We start from the raw sequence: 13,169 nt of genomic DNA, 5'->3' as shown, positions 1-13,169 counted from the left end.
ACAGTACGTTATAAGCATTAAGGACAGATACGATGACAGCTCGCTGGTTCTCAGCCAATAAGACATTACTCGCTTCTGCGATAGGCTCTCTTTTAATCACAGGATGTGGAGGCGGAGGTTCAGATGAGTCGCCTTCAGCCAACCCACAACCGACCAGTTTCGCAGTGACCGCACTGGATGGTTACCTTCATAAGGCCAGGGTTTCGGTCGATACCGATGGTGATGGTGCGTGTGATAAGTTTCTGGGTGAAACCAGTGAACAGGGTAAATATCAGGTTCCGGTGGCACATAAAGATTCGGTGATCTGTATTAACACCGTTGCCAATGTGACGGTGGATCAGACCCGGGGTCTGGTGAAGAAAGCCTACGAACTGAAAGCGCCGGCAGGCTCTGACGTGGTTAACCCGCTGACTGACCTGGTTATGGAGAAGCTGGAGCAAAGCAGCAAGTTTGATGCAGAGGCTGTAAAACTGGCTAAAGCGGAAGTGCTGAAGGAAATCACAGACAGCGGCCTGGAAGTCAGTGAAGACGATATATTTGGTGACTACCTGCTGGATGAGGGAACCCCTGAAAGTAAGCTTCAGAGCAAGCAGCTGGAGATTATCGGAGAGGTGCTGGTCGACAGTGAAGGCAAAGCGAATATCACTCCGGACGCTAAGCAGAATATTGTTAAGCAGGTGGTCAGTAAGGTTAAAGATAAAGTCTCAGAGCAGGATCTGGAAGACTTCAGTCCGGTCATTGGTGATATCGGTGAAGACGGGGTTGTGCCGGACATTCAGGTAAATCACCGCCCGGTGATCAAACTCAATAACAATGTTGGGATTGAGACGATGTTGTCTGAAGGCAATCTGCTGGAAGTAGACCTGGCCGCACGGTTCGGTTTCTCAGTGTCTGATAAAGACAGTGGCGATACTTATACCCTGAGTGTTGAGAGTGATTCGGATCATCAGTCTGGTGTGTCGATCACCCCTCAGGGTGTGCTCCAGGGAGTTAAGCTGGACCGGGCCGGCACCTTTGTTTTCTACATTTTTGCGACCGACAGCCATGGCGCCGATTCCTATCCGGCAGAGTTTCAGGTCTCTGTTACTTCGCCAGATGCAGCGCCGACTGTAAATGCGAAAGCAAAATCGCAGTTACAGGCAGTAATCAGCCAGCTGGAAATTACCGAAGGCACTGCTGTTGATAAGCAGGTATTTGACCTCAGCGGGCTGTTTGATGATGAAGATCCGGCTTCGCTGACACTGGCTGCTTCCACTGACCTGCAGGGCTTTAGTCTGGTGATCAAAGATCAGCAACTCGAGTTCTCCGGTATGCCGGAGTTTGACGGTGAGTTCACCCTGACGATTACCGCTAAGGATGCGGTCAACGCAGAGGCAGCCAGGGCAGACTTTGCCGTTAAGGTCAAAGACGTACCTTCTGGTCCGGGCGATACGCACCCACTGGAAGACAAAGTTCTGTACTTTATTGAGAATGAACACGTCGGTGAGCATCCGAAGCTGAGCTGTAAGTCAGTTAAGATGCAAAGTGGCGCGGTATACTTCGGGGAAGGCACAGGAACAACCTGTCCTGAACCAACCATCGAGCGCGGTACTTATAAAGTAAATGGCAGCGCGCTTACTGCAACAGTGACGGAAAACGGTCAGACAAGTACTGATAACCTGGAAATTGCAGCGAATGCCGATAAAGCTGGAATGGTACTGGTTCGTGCAAATCAGTACACACCAGAGGAGTGGCTGCTTACGTTTTATAGTGATAAGTCGGTAGCGGAATCGCTGCTCAGCACCGCCAGTTCGACTAATTTCAATTCGACAATGACCTACCGCTACCTGTTCTATACCGAGCAGGGGTATCAGGATACCGGGGTCACTATTACCCTTAATGGTCACTCGAAGCTGAACAACAAACCAATTGCCTCAATCGGTTTTGGTCCGGACTATGCCTGTCGTGACATTCTGCCGCGTTTCTCGAACTTCTATCTGAGTAACAGCAGTAATGGCGCAACCAAGATTTCAAATGAGTGTGTGTTCGATCAGGAAAATGGTGCCCGTATTGTTTTCAACGATCTGAGTGGCATGTTTGAAGAGAACCTGGTTGATAATACGATTTACAGCTTCAGTACAGATATTGCCGAAGACTACAAAGGCAAAATGCCTCAGATCTATTACTCAATGCGTTATGACGAGGTTCAGTCATGCACTGCGGGTGATGACAGCTGGAATGAATCGACAGACACGCCAACTTCCCTGTCAACCCAGGCTCAGTTTAATGAGGTAACAGAGGGCTGCAAGGTTAAAGATCTCGGTAAGCTGGAAGACCAGATCAATAATCAGCTCTGGAACCGTGCATCACGCTCATTTATGCTGGAAAATGATCATGAGAAATATGTTTTCTATACCACATCAGATGGCAGTCAGTCGGTACGCCTGAGTTCAAATGGTGAGACGGTGTATATCGGACGCTGGGGTTTCTCAGAAGGTAATATCGTGATCGATCAGATCAGTCTGCCCAATGCGGCTCAGGTGCTGAACGCCAAAGAGACCCTGGTGATGACCAACTATAACTATCACGAGCAGTCTTTTGCCCTGAAAGGCTTTATCCAGAATGCTGAGTTTAACAGTACAGGTCTGGGTAATTCAGATACCCATGGCAGCATCTTCTCTGGTGCATTTACCATGACCGGCATGTCGAACTAAACGACAGCGGACAGTAAAAAGGCAGGCTTAAAGATGGCCTGCCTTTTTTATGCGCTGTCCTTACGCTTTCTTCAGATCGCGCGCCGGGTAAGTCAGGGTGACTTCACCTGCTTTTACGTGCACGTAGAAGCCGCCGCTGCTCAGACCGGTAACCACCATCTGACCAAAATCCACACCTTTGGTCGCCACGACCAGATCATCAATTGCGAACATTCCAATACCTTAATAGTTAACGAGTGGCATATAACAACCGCGTTATTAAATCAGCGATGCCTTTGCTGACCTAATCAGGTTTTTTGTCGTGGAGACAAAAAGTTTTTTCGTGAGAAATTATTCTTATAAATGATGTGGTTACCTCTGGCATAACCTGTGTTATTGCAACGATATGCTCCTATTTGTATACAAATCCATACAAACCATTACAGACCAACTGAGATTTGGACACTGTTTTTTATCTTCGGAACTTTATAATCATCACCCAGTCAGATGACCATGAAATTTTAAAGAAACGGAAGTGATGTATGACCAAGCGTTGGGTCCTGTCCGCTGTTGCCGCAGCACTTGTCGGTGGTGGCGCGTATTTTTACTTTAGCCCGGAGAGTGAACCGGCCGCTTTTCCAACCCTGGCCGTTGAGCAGGGCACGATCGAGAAGAGAGCGGTCGCGGTGGGCAAGATGGTACCGGCACATTCGGTGTCGATTAAGTCTCAGATCAACGGCATCGTTGGGGAGATCTACGCCAATGTCGGCGAGAAAGTAAAGCAGGGCCAGCCGCTGATCAAAGTCCGGCCTAATCCGACGCCGCAGGCCCTGACCGATGCTTCTACAGCGCTGATGCGTGCTGAAGCGGATCTTGAGTCAGCCAGACAGAAGCTGGCGAACCTTGAGAGTCTGGTTAAGCAGGAGATCATTCCGTCAAATTACGATGAATATGTCAGTGCCCGCTCGCTGGTGAAATCCGCTGACGCTGAGGTGCTGCAAAAGCGTCAGAATCTGGAGCTGATCCGCAGTGGTGAAGCCTCTATCGGTGACGCCCGCCTGACGTCAACCATCTATGCGCCTATCGACGGCACGGTACTGAATCGCAAAGTTGAAGTCGGTGAACCAATTATCTCCACCGAATCAAGTCAGGCGGCGACGGAGATGATGTCGCTGGCCGATATGAAAGCCATGATTTTCAAAGGCAGCGTCAGCGAACATGATGCGGCGCAGCTGAGCCCGGGAATGCCGGTGATTCTCACCGTTGCCCCTTATCCTGAAACCGAAATTCAGGGCGTGCTGACCAAGGTTGCGATTCAGTCTGAAATTCTTAACTCGCCGACAGATGCCGGCTCCAGGAGCTTTGACAACGGCTTTGAAGTCGAAGTGGGTGAACTGGTGATCCCGGAAGATGTTCATCTGCGTTCGGGTTTCTCTTCTACCGCACAAATTACGCTGAAAAAATCAGAGAATGTACTGACCCTGCCGGAGCGGGCGCTGAAGTTTGAAGGTGAGACCCCGATGGTGCTTATTCCGGATCAGTCGGAACAGGGCTTTCACACCCAGCCGGTGAAACTCGGCCTTTCTGACGGTATTAATGTTGAGGTACTTGAGGGCATTGAAGCGGATGCAGAGATCATCGACAACAGCATGATGGGAGCGCTCCATGGCTAACAAAATGCTGAGTGTGCTGGGTTGCGCTGTGGTTGCCGCGCTGAGTTTTCCGGCGCAGGCGATCTCGATTGAGCAGGCATGGCTGGCGGCCAAACAGTATGATCCGGCCTGGGAACAGGCTCAGATTGGTGTTGAGCTGGGGCAAAACGGTATTGTGTCCAGCCGCAGTGAGCTGTTGCCATCTCTTGGCGCCCGTGCTGGTGCCACATGGAGTGATAAATCCGGTACCGGCAACAGCTATGGCGCCGACCTTAATCAGACCATCTGGGACAGCCGCCTCTGGTCCGGGCTGGATCAGGCCGAGGCAGGTCTGGTTGTCGCTCAGCTGGAGATGTCAAAGGCTCATAACGAGCTGGCCCGGCGGCTTATCTCTGCGTATCTGGACCTTGCCAGCGCACAGGGTGACCTGGCACTGGCCCAGAGCAAACTCGAAGAGGGTGATAAGCTGCTGACGATCACCGAAAAGCGCTATAAAGCCGGCAAAGTGAAATCCATCGACGTGGAAGATATGCGCGTCAACCAGTTGTCAGAAAAGAGCGGAATTTTACAGGCTCAGTCCAGACTGGAAGAGAAACGATCAGAGCTGGCCGCGCTTATTAACCAGTTACCGGACCAGGTCGATCAGATCCGTACCGACAATCTGAACGAGCCCGCAATGCTGGTGGACTCTCAGCAGGCCTGGCTGAAGCTGGCCAAAGATAACAGTCCGGAGCTTTTGGCAGCCATCCAGAGGGTAAAAGTCAGTGAATATGCGAAAGACGCAGCCAAAGGCGGTTACTACCCGACGGTAAAAGGCAGCCTCGGCTACAGCGACGGCAGTAACATGAACGAAGGTGAGTTTAACGCCGGGCTGGTTCTTAGCGTGCCGATCGACCTCAATGGTTCCACACAGGCTAAGGTGGATGAAGCTTCCCTTAAGATCCGCAATGCGCAGCAGGAACTGCGCAAGGTTGAAATTGAGATTCAGAAGCAGGTGCAGCAGCGCTACTCCCAGGTCGGTATTAACTGGCAACAGGTCCTGATGGCCAGAGAGCTGGTGGACTACCGTGAGCGGGTACTGAAAAGTAAACAGACTCTGTACAACGCGGGTATGTCGGAAGCTTCTGATGTGATTGATGCCCACAACCTGCTTTTCAGCGCCCGTAACAGCCTGCAGGCGAATCTGTATAACTACTGGCGTCAGCGTATCGGCCTGCTACAGACCGCAGGTAAGCTCGATGATGACACCATTAAGCTTATCTCCGGAGCACTGGGAGCATGAGTCCGGTTTTAATCCAGACCTGGCAGACCCTGACCGCACACCGGATGAAGAGCGCCCTGGCGGTGATCGCCGTTGCATGGGGCGTGTTATCTATCGTGGTGCTGGTGGCGCTGGGCGAGGGATTTTATCAGCGCCAGAGCGAGTCGTTTGCCATGCTGGTCAGTGATACTCAGATGGTGTTTCCCTCTCAGACCGGTAAGCCGTGGAAAGGCTTGCCCGCACGCCGGGTTTTGCAGATCCCGGAGGATAAAGCGCAGCTGCTGGCTCAGTCCGGTTTTGTCAAGGCGATGGCTCTGGTGTATGAGAAGTGGGATGCCTCGGTGACCAATATTAAAGGCCAGTCGCTGACCTCGTTTGTCGCCGGTATTGATGATGCTTATTTTTCACTGGCGCTGCTGAGGTTTCAGCCGGGCTCACGTAACATCTCACCAAGTGATATCGCCAGCCATACCCGGGTGGCCATTCTTGGTGCTGAAGTGGCGCAGATGGGGGGGATCGCGGTTGGCGACAGTGTGAAAGTGAACGGTATCCCGTTTTACGTGATCGGCCTGCTCAGCGATGAAGACAACATGAGCTTCTTTGGTGACAGCCGAAAAGTCCTGATCCCCAAAACCACTTATCGTGATATCTGGCAGGGTAAGCCGAATATGATGCTGGTGAAACCGGCTGATGGCGTAAATGGCCCTCAGCTCAGGCAGAGCATACTGCACTTTTTTGCCCGCCAGATGCACTTTGACCCGACTGACCGGGATGCGATTGAGCTGCCGGACTTAAGTGACGGTGCAGCCATGATTAACGGCATATTGCGTGGCATTCAGACTTTCCTCGGTGCCAGCGGCGCGATGACCATGGCGGTAGGTGCGCTGGGCGTGGCCAATATTATGTTCCTGTCGGTGACAGAGCGTACCCGGGAGATCGGTGTGCGGCTGGCTATCGGTGCAACGCCGGGAGCGATTCTGGGTCAGTTTCTGGCTGAAGGGCTGGTGCTGGTATCACTCGGTACCGCGTCCGGGCTTCTGGCGTCATACGGGCTGGTCGCCCTGCTTGGTCAGCTGGCCCTGCCAGACTGGATTGGGGTGCCGGTTATTACTCTCAGCTCTGTGGCACTCTCGCTGCTGGTGACCGCGGTACTGGCGCTGATGGCTTCCTATTTTCCCGCGCGCAGGGCATCCCGCCTGACGCCGGTTATTGCACTGAGCGCGAGGGTATAACCATGTTGCTACCAATCAGACAGATTTTTCAGGAGATGGCGGCAGAGAAACTGCGCCTTGGCCTGACCATCCTGGCAGTGGCCTGGGCGACGCTCTGTATCGCGGCCATGCTGGCAGTGGGTGAAGGGATCCGCCAGGGAGTGATCAGAACCGCCCAGAACGGCAACGGTAACCTGATTTACCTGACCGGCGGAATGGCGACGGTGGATAACGGGGTCTTTCATCAGGGACAGTTTCTGAAACTCAAAGTGGAAGACAGCCAGGCCCTTGCGGCGCTGCCCGGCGTTAAAGCTGCACTCCCGACGGTGGAGTGGAACGAGAGCCTGTCGGTGAAGGACCGCTTTACCTGGCGTAAACCGCTGGCGGTGACACCAGAGTTCAATGCGATGACCGGGCTTAAGCTTCTGCCCGGCAGCCGCTGGTTTAACCCGCTGGACCAGAAAGAGAAACGCAAAGTAATCGTACTCGGTTACGCGGTGGCCGCTGATCTGTTCAATGCTCAGGAGGATTTCAGCTGGTTTGGACCGGTTGAACTGAAGGCCGATCCGGTCGGCAAAAAGGTAAAGATAGGCGCTGAGGAGTTTACCGTGGTGGGGGTGCTGGCCAAAAATGGCGCCCGGATAGAGCAGGGCAGCCCGATTAATTACTCCAGCTTTGTGCCGCTGGCGACCTGGAAGCGCTTTTTTCAGAACGGGGATATCGGGGCAATCAATATTCAGCCCGAGGCGGACGTGGACAGGGTGAAACTGGCGGAGATGCTGCGTCAGATCATCGCCCGTAAGCACGGCGCCGCTGTCTCAGACAAGCAGGTGGTGCAGGTCCAGGATATGTTCCTCAGACAAAAGAGTATGCAGCAGTTTCTGGTCGGCCTGCAGAGCTTTCTTGGCATAATTGGCTTTGTCACCCTGGCGGTGGCCGGGGTGGGGATCGCCAATGTTATGTACGCTACCGTGAAACGTTCGACCCGGGATATTGGGGTCAGGATGGCCGTCGGGGCAACGCCCATGGCGATCCGGCTTCACTACCTGGTTCAGTCCATGATGACCATGATGCTCGGTGGCCTGCTGGGGCTGGCGGTGACTTATGGCCTGGTGAGTCTGATTGGCTCGGTTAACCTGGAGGGTAACGGGCTTTACGAGGAGCTGGGCAAACCGGTACCGGAGCTCTCTCTGGTGGTGGTGGCCATAGTGATCGCGACCCTGGTGGTGATTGGTGTTGCGGCGGCCTGGCTGCCTGCTAACCGGGCGGCGGGCGTGACGCCACTGGAGGCGCTGCAAAGTGAATGATTTGAAAAGAAGGACGGTTAAGGTGTCAGAGAAGCCTTTGGTTCAGTTAGAGAACATCTGTAAATACTACGCCAGTGGTGAGACTGAGGTCCGGGCGCTGGACGGGGTAGACCTTTGTATATCCAAAGGGGAATACCTCTCTATCCTCGGCCCGTCCGGCTCGGGTAAGTCGACCCTGATGAACATGCTGGGTTGTCTGGATAAACCGACCCACGGTGAGTATCACCTCGATGCCAGGGACGTATCCTCCATGACGCCTAATGCGCTGGCGGCGATCCGCAATCAGAAAATCGGTTTTGTCTTCCAGAGCTTTAACCTGCTTGAATACGCTACCGCGCTGGATAACGTCGCGCTGCCGCTGGTTTATTCCGGGGTAAAAGCCAAAGAGCGTCGCAGACGTGCCGCGGCGCTGCTTGAGCAGGTCGGCCTGGGGGATCGTCTCGACCATAAACCCAACCAGCTTTCCGGCGGTCAGAAGCAGCGGGTCGCGATTGCCCGCGCTCTGGTCAATGACCCGCAGATCATTCTGGCGGACGAACCGACCGGGGCGCTGGATTCCAAATCCGGTGCGGAGATCGAAGCCCTGTTTAACCAGCTTCATGCAGAGGGCAGGACGCTGATCATCGTGACCCACGATAACGCACTGGCCGCGCGTACCCGGCGGGTGATCACCATAAAAGATGGCAAAGTAATTTCTGACCGGGCACCTTAAATTTCAGGCTGCATGTCTATACTTGCATATAGCCAACAATTAAAAAGGAAAGGCTATGTTGCGACTGATAACCCTGCTCAGTCTGGCAGTACTGAGCTCAAGCGTTTTTGGCGAAGAGAAGCTGCAAACCGTAAAGATTGCGATAGGGGATTACCCGCCATTTACCCTGTGCAGCAATAAAGCCTCCGGTGAGATCCCGGCCAATATGGCCACTGAGATAGTAGTCTCGGCACTGAAAAGTCAGGGAGTGGGGGCCGAGATCACCTGCTATCCATGGAGCCGGGCTGAGCGGCTGGTCGCAACCGGTGAATACGACATCACTTTTCCGTATGTGTCGAGTGAAGAGCGGGAAAAAACGCTCAGCTTTATCCCTATGCCACTGAAAACAGAAACCGTACTGTTTCACCTGGTCAGCCGGCCCGGGATCACCATCAGTGAAGAGGGAATGTCTCCGTACCGGTTCGGCGCCTCACTCGGTTACTACTACGGTGAGCTTTTTGACCGGCTGGATAAGGCGGGCAAAGTGGAGTGGGTGACTACCGATGAGCAGAACTTCAAAAAGCTGCTGCGCGGCCGGATCGATTATTTTCCGCTGTCGTTCCACGTTGGTTATTACGTGCTGAGTCAGTTCCCCCGGGCGCACAGCATGATGATCACTAACTCCCCTGAGCCGCTGATGGTGAAACACTTCAATGTCATGTACGGCAAAGGCTCCCCGAAAGAAGATCAGCTGCGCTCGATACTGAGTAAAGGTTTTGAAGAGATAAAGGCCAGTGGCCGGTTAGAGGCGATCCGTGAGAATTACCTGTCGCCGGGTAACTGACCCTGACGGGTACAAGCTCTGTCCCAAAGAAAAACCGGCCTGTTGAGGCCGGTTTGTATTATGCGCTGATAAAAGGGTTGTTAAAAAGTTAATACAGCGCCTGGTTAATAAGATCGATCAGTTCGTTTTCCGTGGTTGGCATTCTGGCCAGGTCAACACTGGGTGACGCGCCACCTTTGAGCATATAGGCTGTTTCCGTTCCGTGGTCATGATGGAACCACTTACCGTTTACGCATACGTCGGTGTAGCATCGTGGGTCTTGTTTCAATTCCATTGAGTACCTCTCTGATTTCTCCGTTAACGCATGATTAACAATCTCACGCATCCGGCCGGAATAAAAATGATCTGAATCAAGTTTTAATGAAGGTCAGACTAAAGTCGTATGGGAGTTGTGAGACCGGCGGAGAAATGAGTAAAGCCAGCCCGGGGGGAAATCAGGCTGGCTTTTGTTTTGAGTTTTTTAGCGGCGGTTAGCCATACGTTTGTATTGATGGCGTCGTCCGCGCAGGGTGATCCCCAGCTTCATGATGTTCTCCGGTGGAGCAATGCCGCTGTAGCCTCCGTCCCCTATATGTACCACATCTGCCCCTGCTGCTTTGGCTGCAAGGGCAACCTGTTCTATATAGGATTCGTCAGCACCTTCCTGAGAGGTACCGATGGCCAGCATACCGAGCATCCCTGCACTGTGTACGGCTGACATCATGTCATGAGCCAGCGCAGGGGTGACACCTGGTGTGGTGTAGGGAGCCGGGAACATCATGATATCGGCACCGGCTTCGGCAAAGGCAGGAACGATACTCAGGCTGTAGTCATTACCCACACCGCCAGCGTGCATTTTGCCTGCAACTACGATGAGATCCTGAGAAACACTGCGGACCAGTGAGATGGCATCAAGAATGCTTTCCTGGGTGACACAGTTCCCTGGGTTGCCGGTCAGCATCACATAATCCAGCCCCAGCTCTGCAGCTCTCTCAACGCTCTCCCGGGTTACCGTTCGTCCTGCATCAATGTGTTTGACATTGTCCGGTACCGGCTCCAGGTTACATCCGATCAGGCGCCCGGTCTGTTTTTTAATATCTGCGACTGACAGGCACTCATCCGGATTATCCGACAGAATCCGGATTGCAGGGTTCATTACATCCAGGCAGTTCAGGGTGATCATGTCTGCGCCGAAGGCTGCTGCGATTTCCGCGCCGGAGACCACGTCCAGCGGGGGAGTCAGGGAGACCACATTTTCCACCATCAGGGTGCGTCCTTCTGAAAGACGGATGCTGTCGACTATCTGCCTGCGGGTTGCCGCCTTAAAGTCTGCGCTGGTGTAGTCAAAGATACGCTTTTTCATGTTGGGTTACCTTTTCCAGTTTTCTGTGAATTGCAATCAGTTCGTCTGCCAGTTCCCGGCACAACATGGTGGTCATGATGTGATCCTGAATGTGAGTCAGTATCAGGGTCATCGGAACTTTTCCTTTTCCTTCATCGAAGCCGATTAACGATGTCTGTGACTGGTGAACAGCAATCAGTGCTTCATCGGCTGCACGCAGGCTTTCTCCGGCTTTGCTGAACTTATCCTGGCGGGCAAGAGTTATCGCTTCCATGCAGGCAGAGCGGGCTTCCCCCACCTGGCACAGCAACATCATCAGAAATTCTTCAGTTATATCTTCAGGAGTCTGGATTTCAGTGATCATCGGGCCAGCTCTCCCGTTGCAGTATCAACATCCGTGACTTCAGCTTCATTGAGTGCATTTTCTTCTGCCAGCAGTTGTCTCTCATGGATTCTGAGGAACGGATAGAAAATGAGAGCACTGACGACAACGCTGCTGGCCACAACGATGGCTGCTGTTCCTGAATTGGTGGCAATGATGGCGCCTACAGGAGCTGGCATAGTCCATGGCGGAATGGCTATGATTTTGGCAACAAACCCGGTTTTAAATGCCAGCCAGACAATTGATGTGTTGATTGCAGGTGCCAGCAGCCACGGAATGAAGTAGATCGGGTTCATAACGATTGGGGTGCCAAAGATCACCGGTTCATTGATGTTGAAGGTGCCGGGGACAATCGACATTTTACCGATGGTTTTGAGCTGGGTGGCTTTTGAACGCATCATCAGTACAACCAGTCCCCAGGTTCCGCCTGCGCCCCCAACAAAGATGAAGAAGTCCATCACAGGGTTGATGAATATGGCTGGCAGAGGTTCGCCTGCGGCCAGGGCATCCTGGTTCAGTCCCAGGTTTATCAGCAGCATAGGTCCGATTATGCCACCAACCACCGAGCCGCCGTGGATGCCACTGAACCAGAGAACCTGAATGACCAGCACCGCGATCAGACAGGCAATGTAGCTGTCTGACGCCAGAACAAGAGGCTGGAAGAGCTGCATGATGGCAGATGGAATTTTCAGGCCGTACTGGGCAAGGAACACGTTTATGGACATGATGATCACGGAGATAAATACAATCGGGATCAGCAGGTCAAAGGAAGCGGAGATCTTGGGCGGAACGGCATCCGGCATTTTGATACGGATGTTGTATTTTATCAGCAGGCGCTGCATTTCCGGTACCAGCAGGCCGCACAGGATAGCGGTAAAGGCTCCGGTACCACCAAGGAATGCGCCGGGCAATACGCCGCCGATGTCGACAGTGACCATCGGGGCAACGGCCAGCAGGAAGGCAAACATAGCAAGCATACCCGTGTTCATTGCGCGCAGCTTATAGGCTTCAGCAAGGCTGAAAGCGATCCCAAAGGTCGCATACAGGGCAAAAATCCCCATGCTCAGTGAAAACGGTGCCAGTATATTGTCTTTGCCTATAGCTTTTATCAGGCCGTGCCAGCCATCAAAGAAGAGGTTTCCTTCTGAAGGGGGAAAAGCCAGTACCAGAAGCAGTGAGCCGACAATCAGAAACGGCATGGTGGAAACAAAGCCGTCTTTGATTGCGTTGATGTGGCGCTGGGCAGATATTTTCCCGGCCATCGGCGCGACGACGTTTTCCACGAAACTAAGTACCTTATCGAAAAATCCCATGGGTCAGCTCTCCATTGTTGTACTGTGTGCATTAAAAAGTGCTATCGCTTGCTCAAGTACTGCTTCACCATTCAATAAGCCATAGTTCATCATATCTATCAGCCCGCACCCTTTTCCCTGTTTGCTGGCTGCCTGTTTGAATTCCTCGTATTTAAACCGGACCTGTGGGGCGACAAGGCACACGTCACTCCAGGCCAGGCAGTCGTTAAATTCTGCTATCGAGTGGGCTGAAATCTCACATTCCAGCCCCTTTTCTTTTGCGGATTGTTCCATCTTAGTGACGAGCATGCTGGTGGACATGCCGGCCGCACAACATAAAAAAACTTTCATTTCGTCTCTCCGTTGACTGCTTCCATTGTCAAAATGTAACCGGTTTCAGTAACCGGTTACATTTATACCTTAAACGGAATATAAGCAGGGGAAAGAATATGAAATATGTAACCTATGTCTGTTTTTTGAGCGTTTAAGACTGAGGTGTAGTGTGGTTAAGTGACGATTAAGTACAGGTTCAGAGA

General features: G+C 52.7%; 13 protein-coding genes. 7 read left to right on the top strand and 6 right to left on the bottom strand.

The genetic code is table 11. From position 1 onward, the window contains the following. Window positions 1-32: 32 nt before the first annotated feature. Window positions 33-2,693: a hypothetical protein gene (locus tag ACVB80_RS03155; protein WP_481079802.1), complete on the top strand. Its 2,661-nt coding sequence runs from the start codon at window positions 33-35 to the stop codon at window positions 2,691-2,693. Between the two features lie 60 nt (window positions 2,694-2,753). On the opposite strand, the gene ACVB80_RS03150 is transcribed toward ACVB80_RS03155, so the two are convergent. Further along, the gene (locus ACVB80_RS03150; protein ID WP_481079801.1) at window positions 2,754-2,906 is read right to left on the bottom strand and encodes a hypothetical protein; all 153 of its coding nucleotides are present in this window, start codon (window positions 2,904-2,906) and stop codon (window positions 2,754-2,756) included. 308 nt (window positions 2,907-3,214) lie between these two features. Here ACVB80_RS03150 and ACVB80_RS03145 point away from each other — a divergent pair, with 308 nt between their 5' ends. The 6 genes from ACVB80_RS03145 to ACVB80_RS03120 are packed head-to-tail and all read left to right on the top strand — an operon-like array spanning window position 3,215 to window position 9,638. After that, window positions 3,215-4,345 (top strand): efflux RND transporter periplasmic adaptor subunit, encoded by a 1,131-nt coding sequence (locus tag ACVB80_RS03145; RefSeq protein ID WP_481079800.1) that lies wholly within the window; start codon window positions 3,215-3,217, stop codon window positions 4,343-4,345. Continuing rightward, a complete protein-coding gene (locus ACVB80_RS03140) occupies window positions 4,338-5,606 on the top strand; it encodes a TolC family protein (protein ID WP_481079799.1) in 1,269 nt (422 codons plus the stop codon). The genes ACVB80_RS03145 and ACVB80_RS03140 overlap by 8 nt, the downstream gene beginning before the upstream one ends. Beyond that, window positions 5,603-6,817 (top strand): ABC transporter permease, encoded by a 1,215-nt coding sequence (locus ACVB80_RS03135; RefSeq protein ID WP_481079798.1) that lies wholly within the window; start codon window positions 5,603-5,605, stop codon window positions 6,815-6,817. Before ACVB80_RS03140 ends, ACVB80_RS03135 begins: the two co-directional genes overlap by 4 nt. 2 nt (window positions 6,818-6,819) lie before the next feature. Next, window positions 6,820-8,103, top strand: coding sequence for an ABC transporter permease (locus ACVB80_RS03130; protein ID WP_481079797.1), 1,284 nt, complete (start codon window positions 6,820-6,822; stop codon window positions 8,101-8,103). 22 nt (window positions 8,104-8,125) lie between these two features. Beyond that, window positions 8,126-8,815, top strand: coding sequence for an ABC transporter ATP-binding protein (locus tag ACVB80_RS03125; RefSeq protein ID WP_481079796.1), 690 nt, complete (start codon window positions 8,126-8,128; stop codon window positions 8,813-8,815). Between the two features lie 55 nt (window positions 8,816-8,870). After that, the gene (locus tag ACVB80_RS03120) at window positions 8,871-9,638 is read left to right on the top strand and encodes a substrate-binding periplasmic protein (RefSeq protein WP_481079795.1); all 768 of its coding nucleotides are present in this window, start codon (window positions 8,871-8,873) and stop codon (window positions 9,636-9,638) included. 88 nt (window positions 9,639-9,726) lie between these two features. Here the strand turns inward: ACVB80_RS03120 and ACVB80_RS03115 are convergent, their stop codons facing one another. The 5 genes from ACVB80_RS03115 to ACVB80_RS03095 all read right to left on the bottom strand — a co-directional run bounded on the left by ACVB80_RS03115 (window position 9,727) and on the right by ACVB80_RS03095 (window position 12,984). Beyond that, window positions 9,727-9,912 (bottom strand): hypothetical protein, encoded by a 186-nt coding sequence (locus tag ACVB80_RS03115; protein WP_481079794.1) that lies wholly within the window; start codon window positions 9,910-9,912, stop codon window positions 9,727-9,729. Window positions 9,913-10,098: 186 nt separating this feature from the next. Beyond that, complete coding sequence (locus tag ACVB80_RS03110) at window positions 10,099-10,980, bottom strand: DUF7916 family protein (protein WP_481079793.1); 882 nt, start codon at window positions 10,978-10,980, stop codon at window positions 10,099-10,101. Continuing rightward, window positions 10,961-11,323, bottom strand: coding sequence for a PTS lactose/cellobiose transporter subunit IIA (locus ACVB80_RS03105; protein WP_481079792.1), 363 nt, complete (start codon window positions 11,321-11,323; stop codon window positions 10,961-10,963). Before ACVB80_RS03105 ends, ACVB80_RS03110 begins: the two co-directional genes overlap by 20 nt. Beyond that, window positions 11,320-12,654: a PTS sugar transporter subunit IIC gene (locus tag ACVB80_RS03100; protein ID WP_481079791.1), complete on the bottom strand. Its 1,335-nt coding sequence runs from the start codon at window positions 12,652-12,654 to the stop codon at window positions 11,320-11,322. The genes ACVB80_RS03105 and ACVB80_RS03100 overlap by 4 nt, the downstream gene beginning before the upstream one ends. A gap of 3 nt (window positions 12,655-12,657) precedes the next feature. Further along, complete coding sequence (locus ACVB80_RS03095; protein ID WP_481079790.1) at window positions 12,658-12,984, bottom strand: PTS sugar transporter subunit IIB; 327 nt, start codon at window positions 12,982-12,984, stop codon at window positions 12,658-12,660. Between the last annotated feature and the right edge of the window lie 185 nt (window positions 12,985-13,169).

It is taken from the genome of Vibrio sp. 9-16B-A1, assembly GCF_056726165.1.
The sequence above is the reverse complement of the archived record's forward strand: the minus strand, read 5'-3'. Positions and strand labels throughout refer to the sequence as shown.

Bases quoted from the DNA above. Each gene is read 5' to 3' on its own strand.
- ACVB80_RS03130 (WP_481079797.1), top strand. From the start codon at position 6,820: ATGTTGCTACCAATCAGACAGATTTTTCAGGAGATGGCGGCAGAGAAA.
- ACVB80_RS03120 (WP_481079795.1), top strand. From the start codon at position 8,871: ATGTTGCGACTGATAACCCTGCTCAGTCTGGCAGTACTGAGCTCAAGC.
- ACVB80_RS03110 (WP_481079793.1), bottom strand. From the start codon at position 10,980: ATGAAAAAGCGTATCTTTGACTACACCAGCGCAGACTTTAAGGCGGCA.
- ACVB80_RS03150 (WP_481079801.1), bottom strand. From the start codon at position 2,906: ATGTTCGCAATTGATGATCTGGTCGTGGCGACCAAAGGTGTGGATTTT.
- ACVB80_RS03100 (WP_481079791.1), bottom strand. From the start codon at position 12,654: ATGGGATTTTTCGATAAGGTACTTAGTTTCGTGGAAAACGTCGTCGCG.
- ACVB80_RS03155 (WP_481079802.1), top strand. From the start codon at position 33: ATGACAGCTCGCTGGTTCTCAGCCAATAAGACATTACTCGCTTCTGCG.
- ACVB80_RS03115 (WP_481079794.1), bottom strand. From the start codon at position 9,912: ATGGAATTGAAACAAGACCCACGATGCTACACCGACGTATGCGTAAAC.
- ACVB80_RS03135 (WP_481079798.1), top strand. From the start codon at position 5,603: ATGAGTCCGGTTTTAATCCAGACCTGGCAGACCCTGACCGCACACCGG.
- ACVB80_RS03095 (WP_481079790.1), bottom strand. From the start codon at position 12,984: ATGAAAGTTTTTTTATGTTGTGCGGCCGGCATGTCCACCAGCATGCTC.
- ACVB80_RS03145 (WP_481079800.1), top strand. From the start codon at position 3,215: ATGACCAAGCGTTGGGTCCTGTCCGCTGTTGCCGCAGCACTTGTCGGT.
- ACVB80_RS03105 (WP_481079792.1), bottom strand. From the start codon at position 11,323: ATGATCACTGAAATCCAGACTCCTGAAGATATAACTGAAGAATTTCTG.
- ACVB80_RS03140 (WP_481079799.1), top strand. From the start codon at position 4,338: ATGGCTAACAAAATGCTGAGTGTGCTGGGTTGCGCTGTGGTTGCCGCG.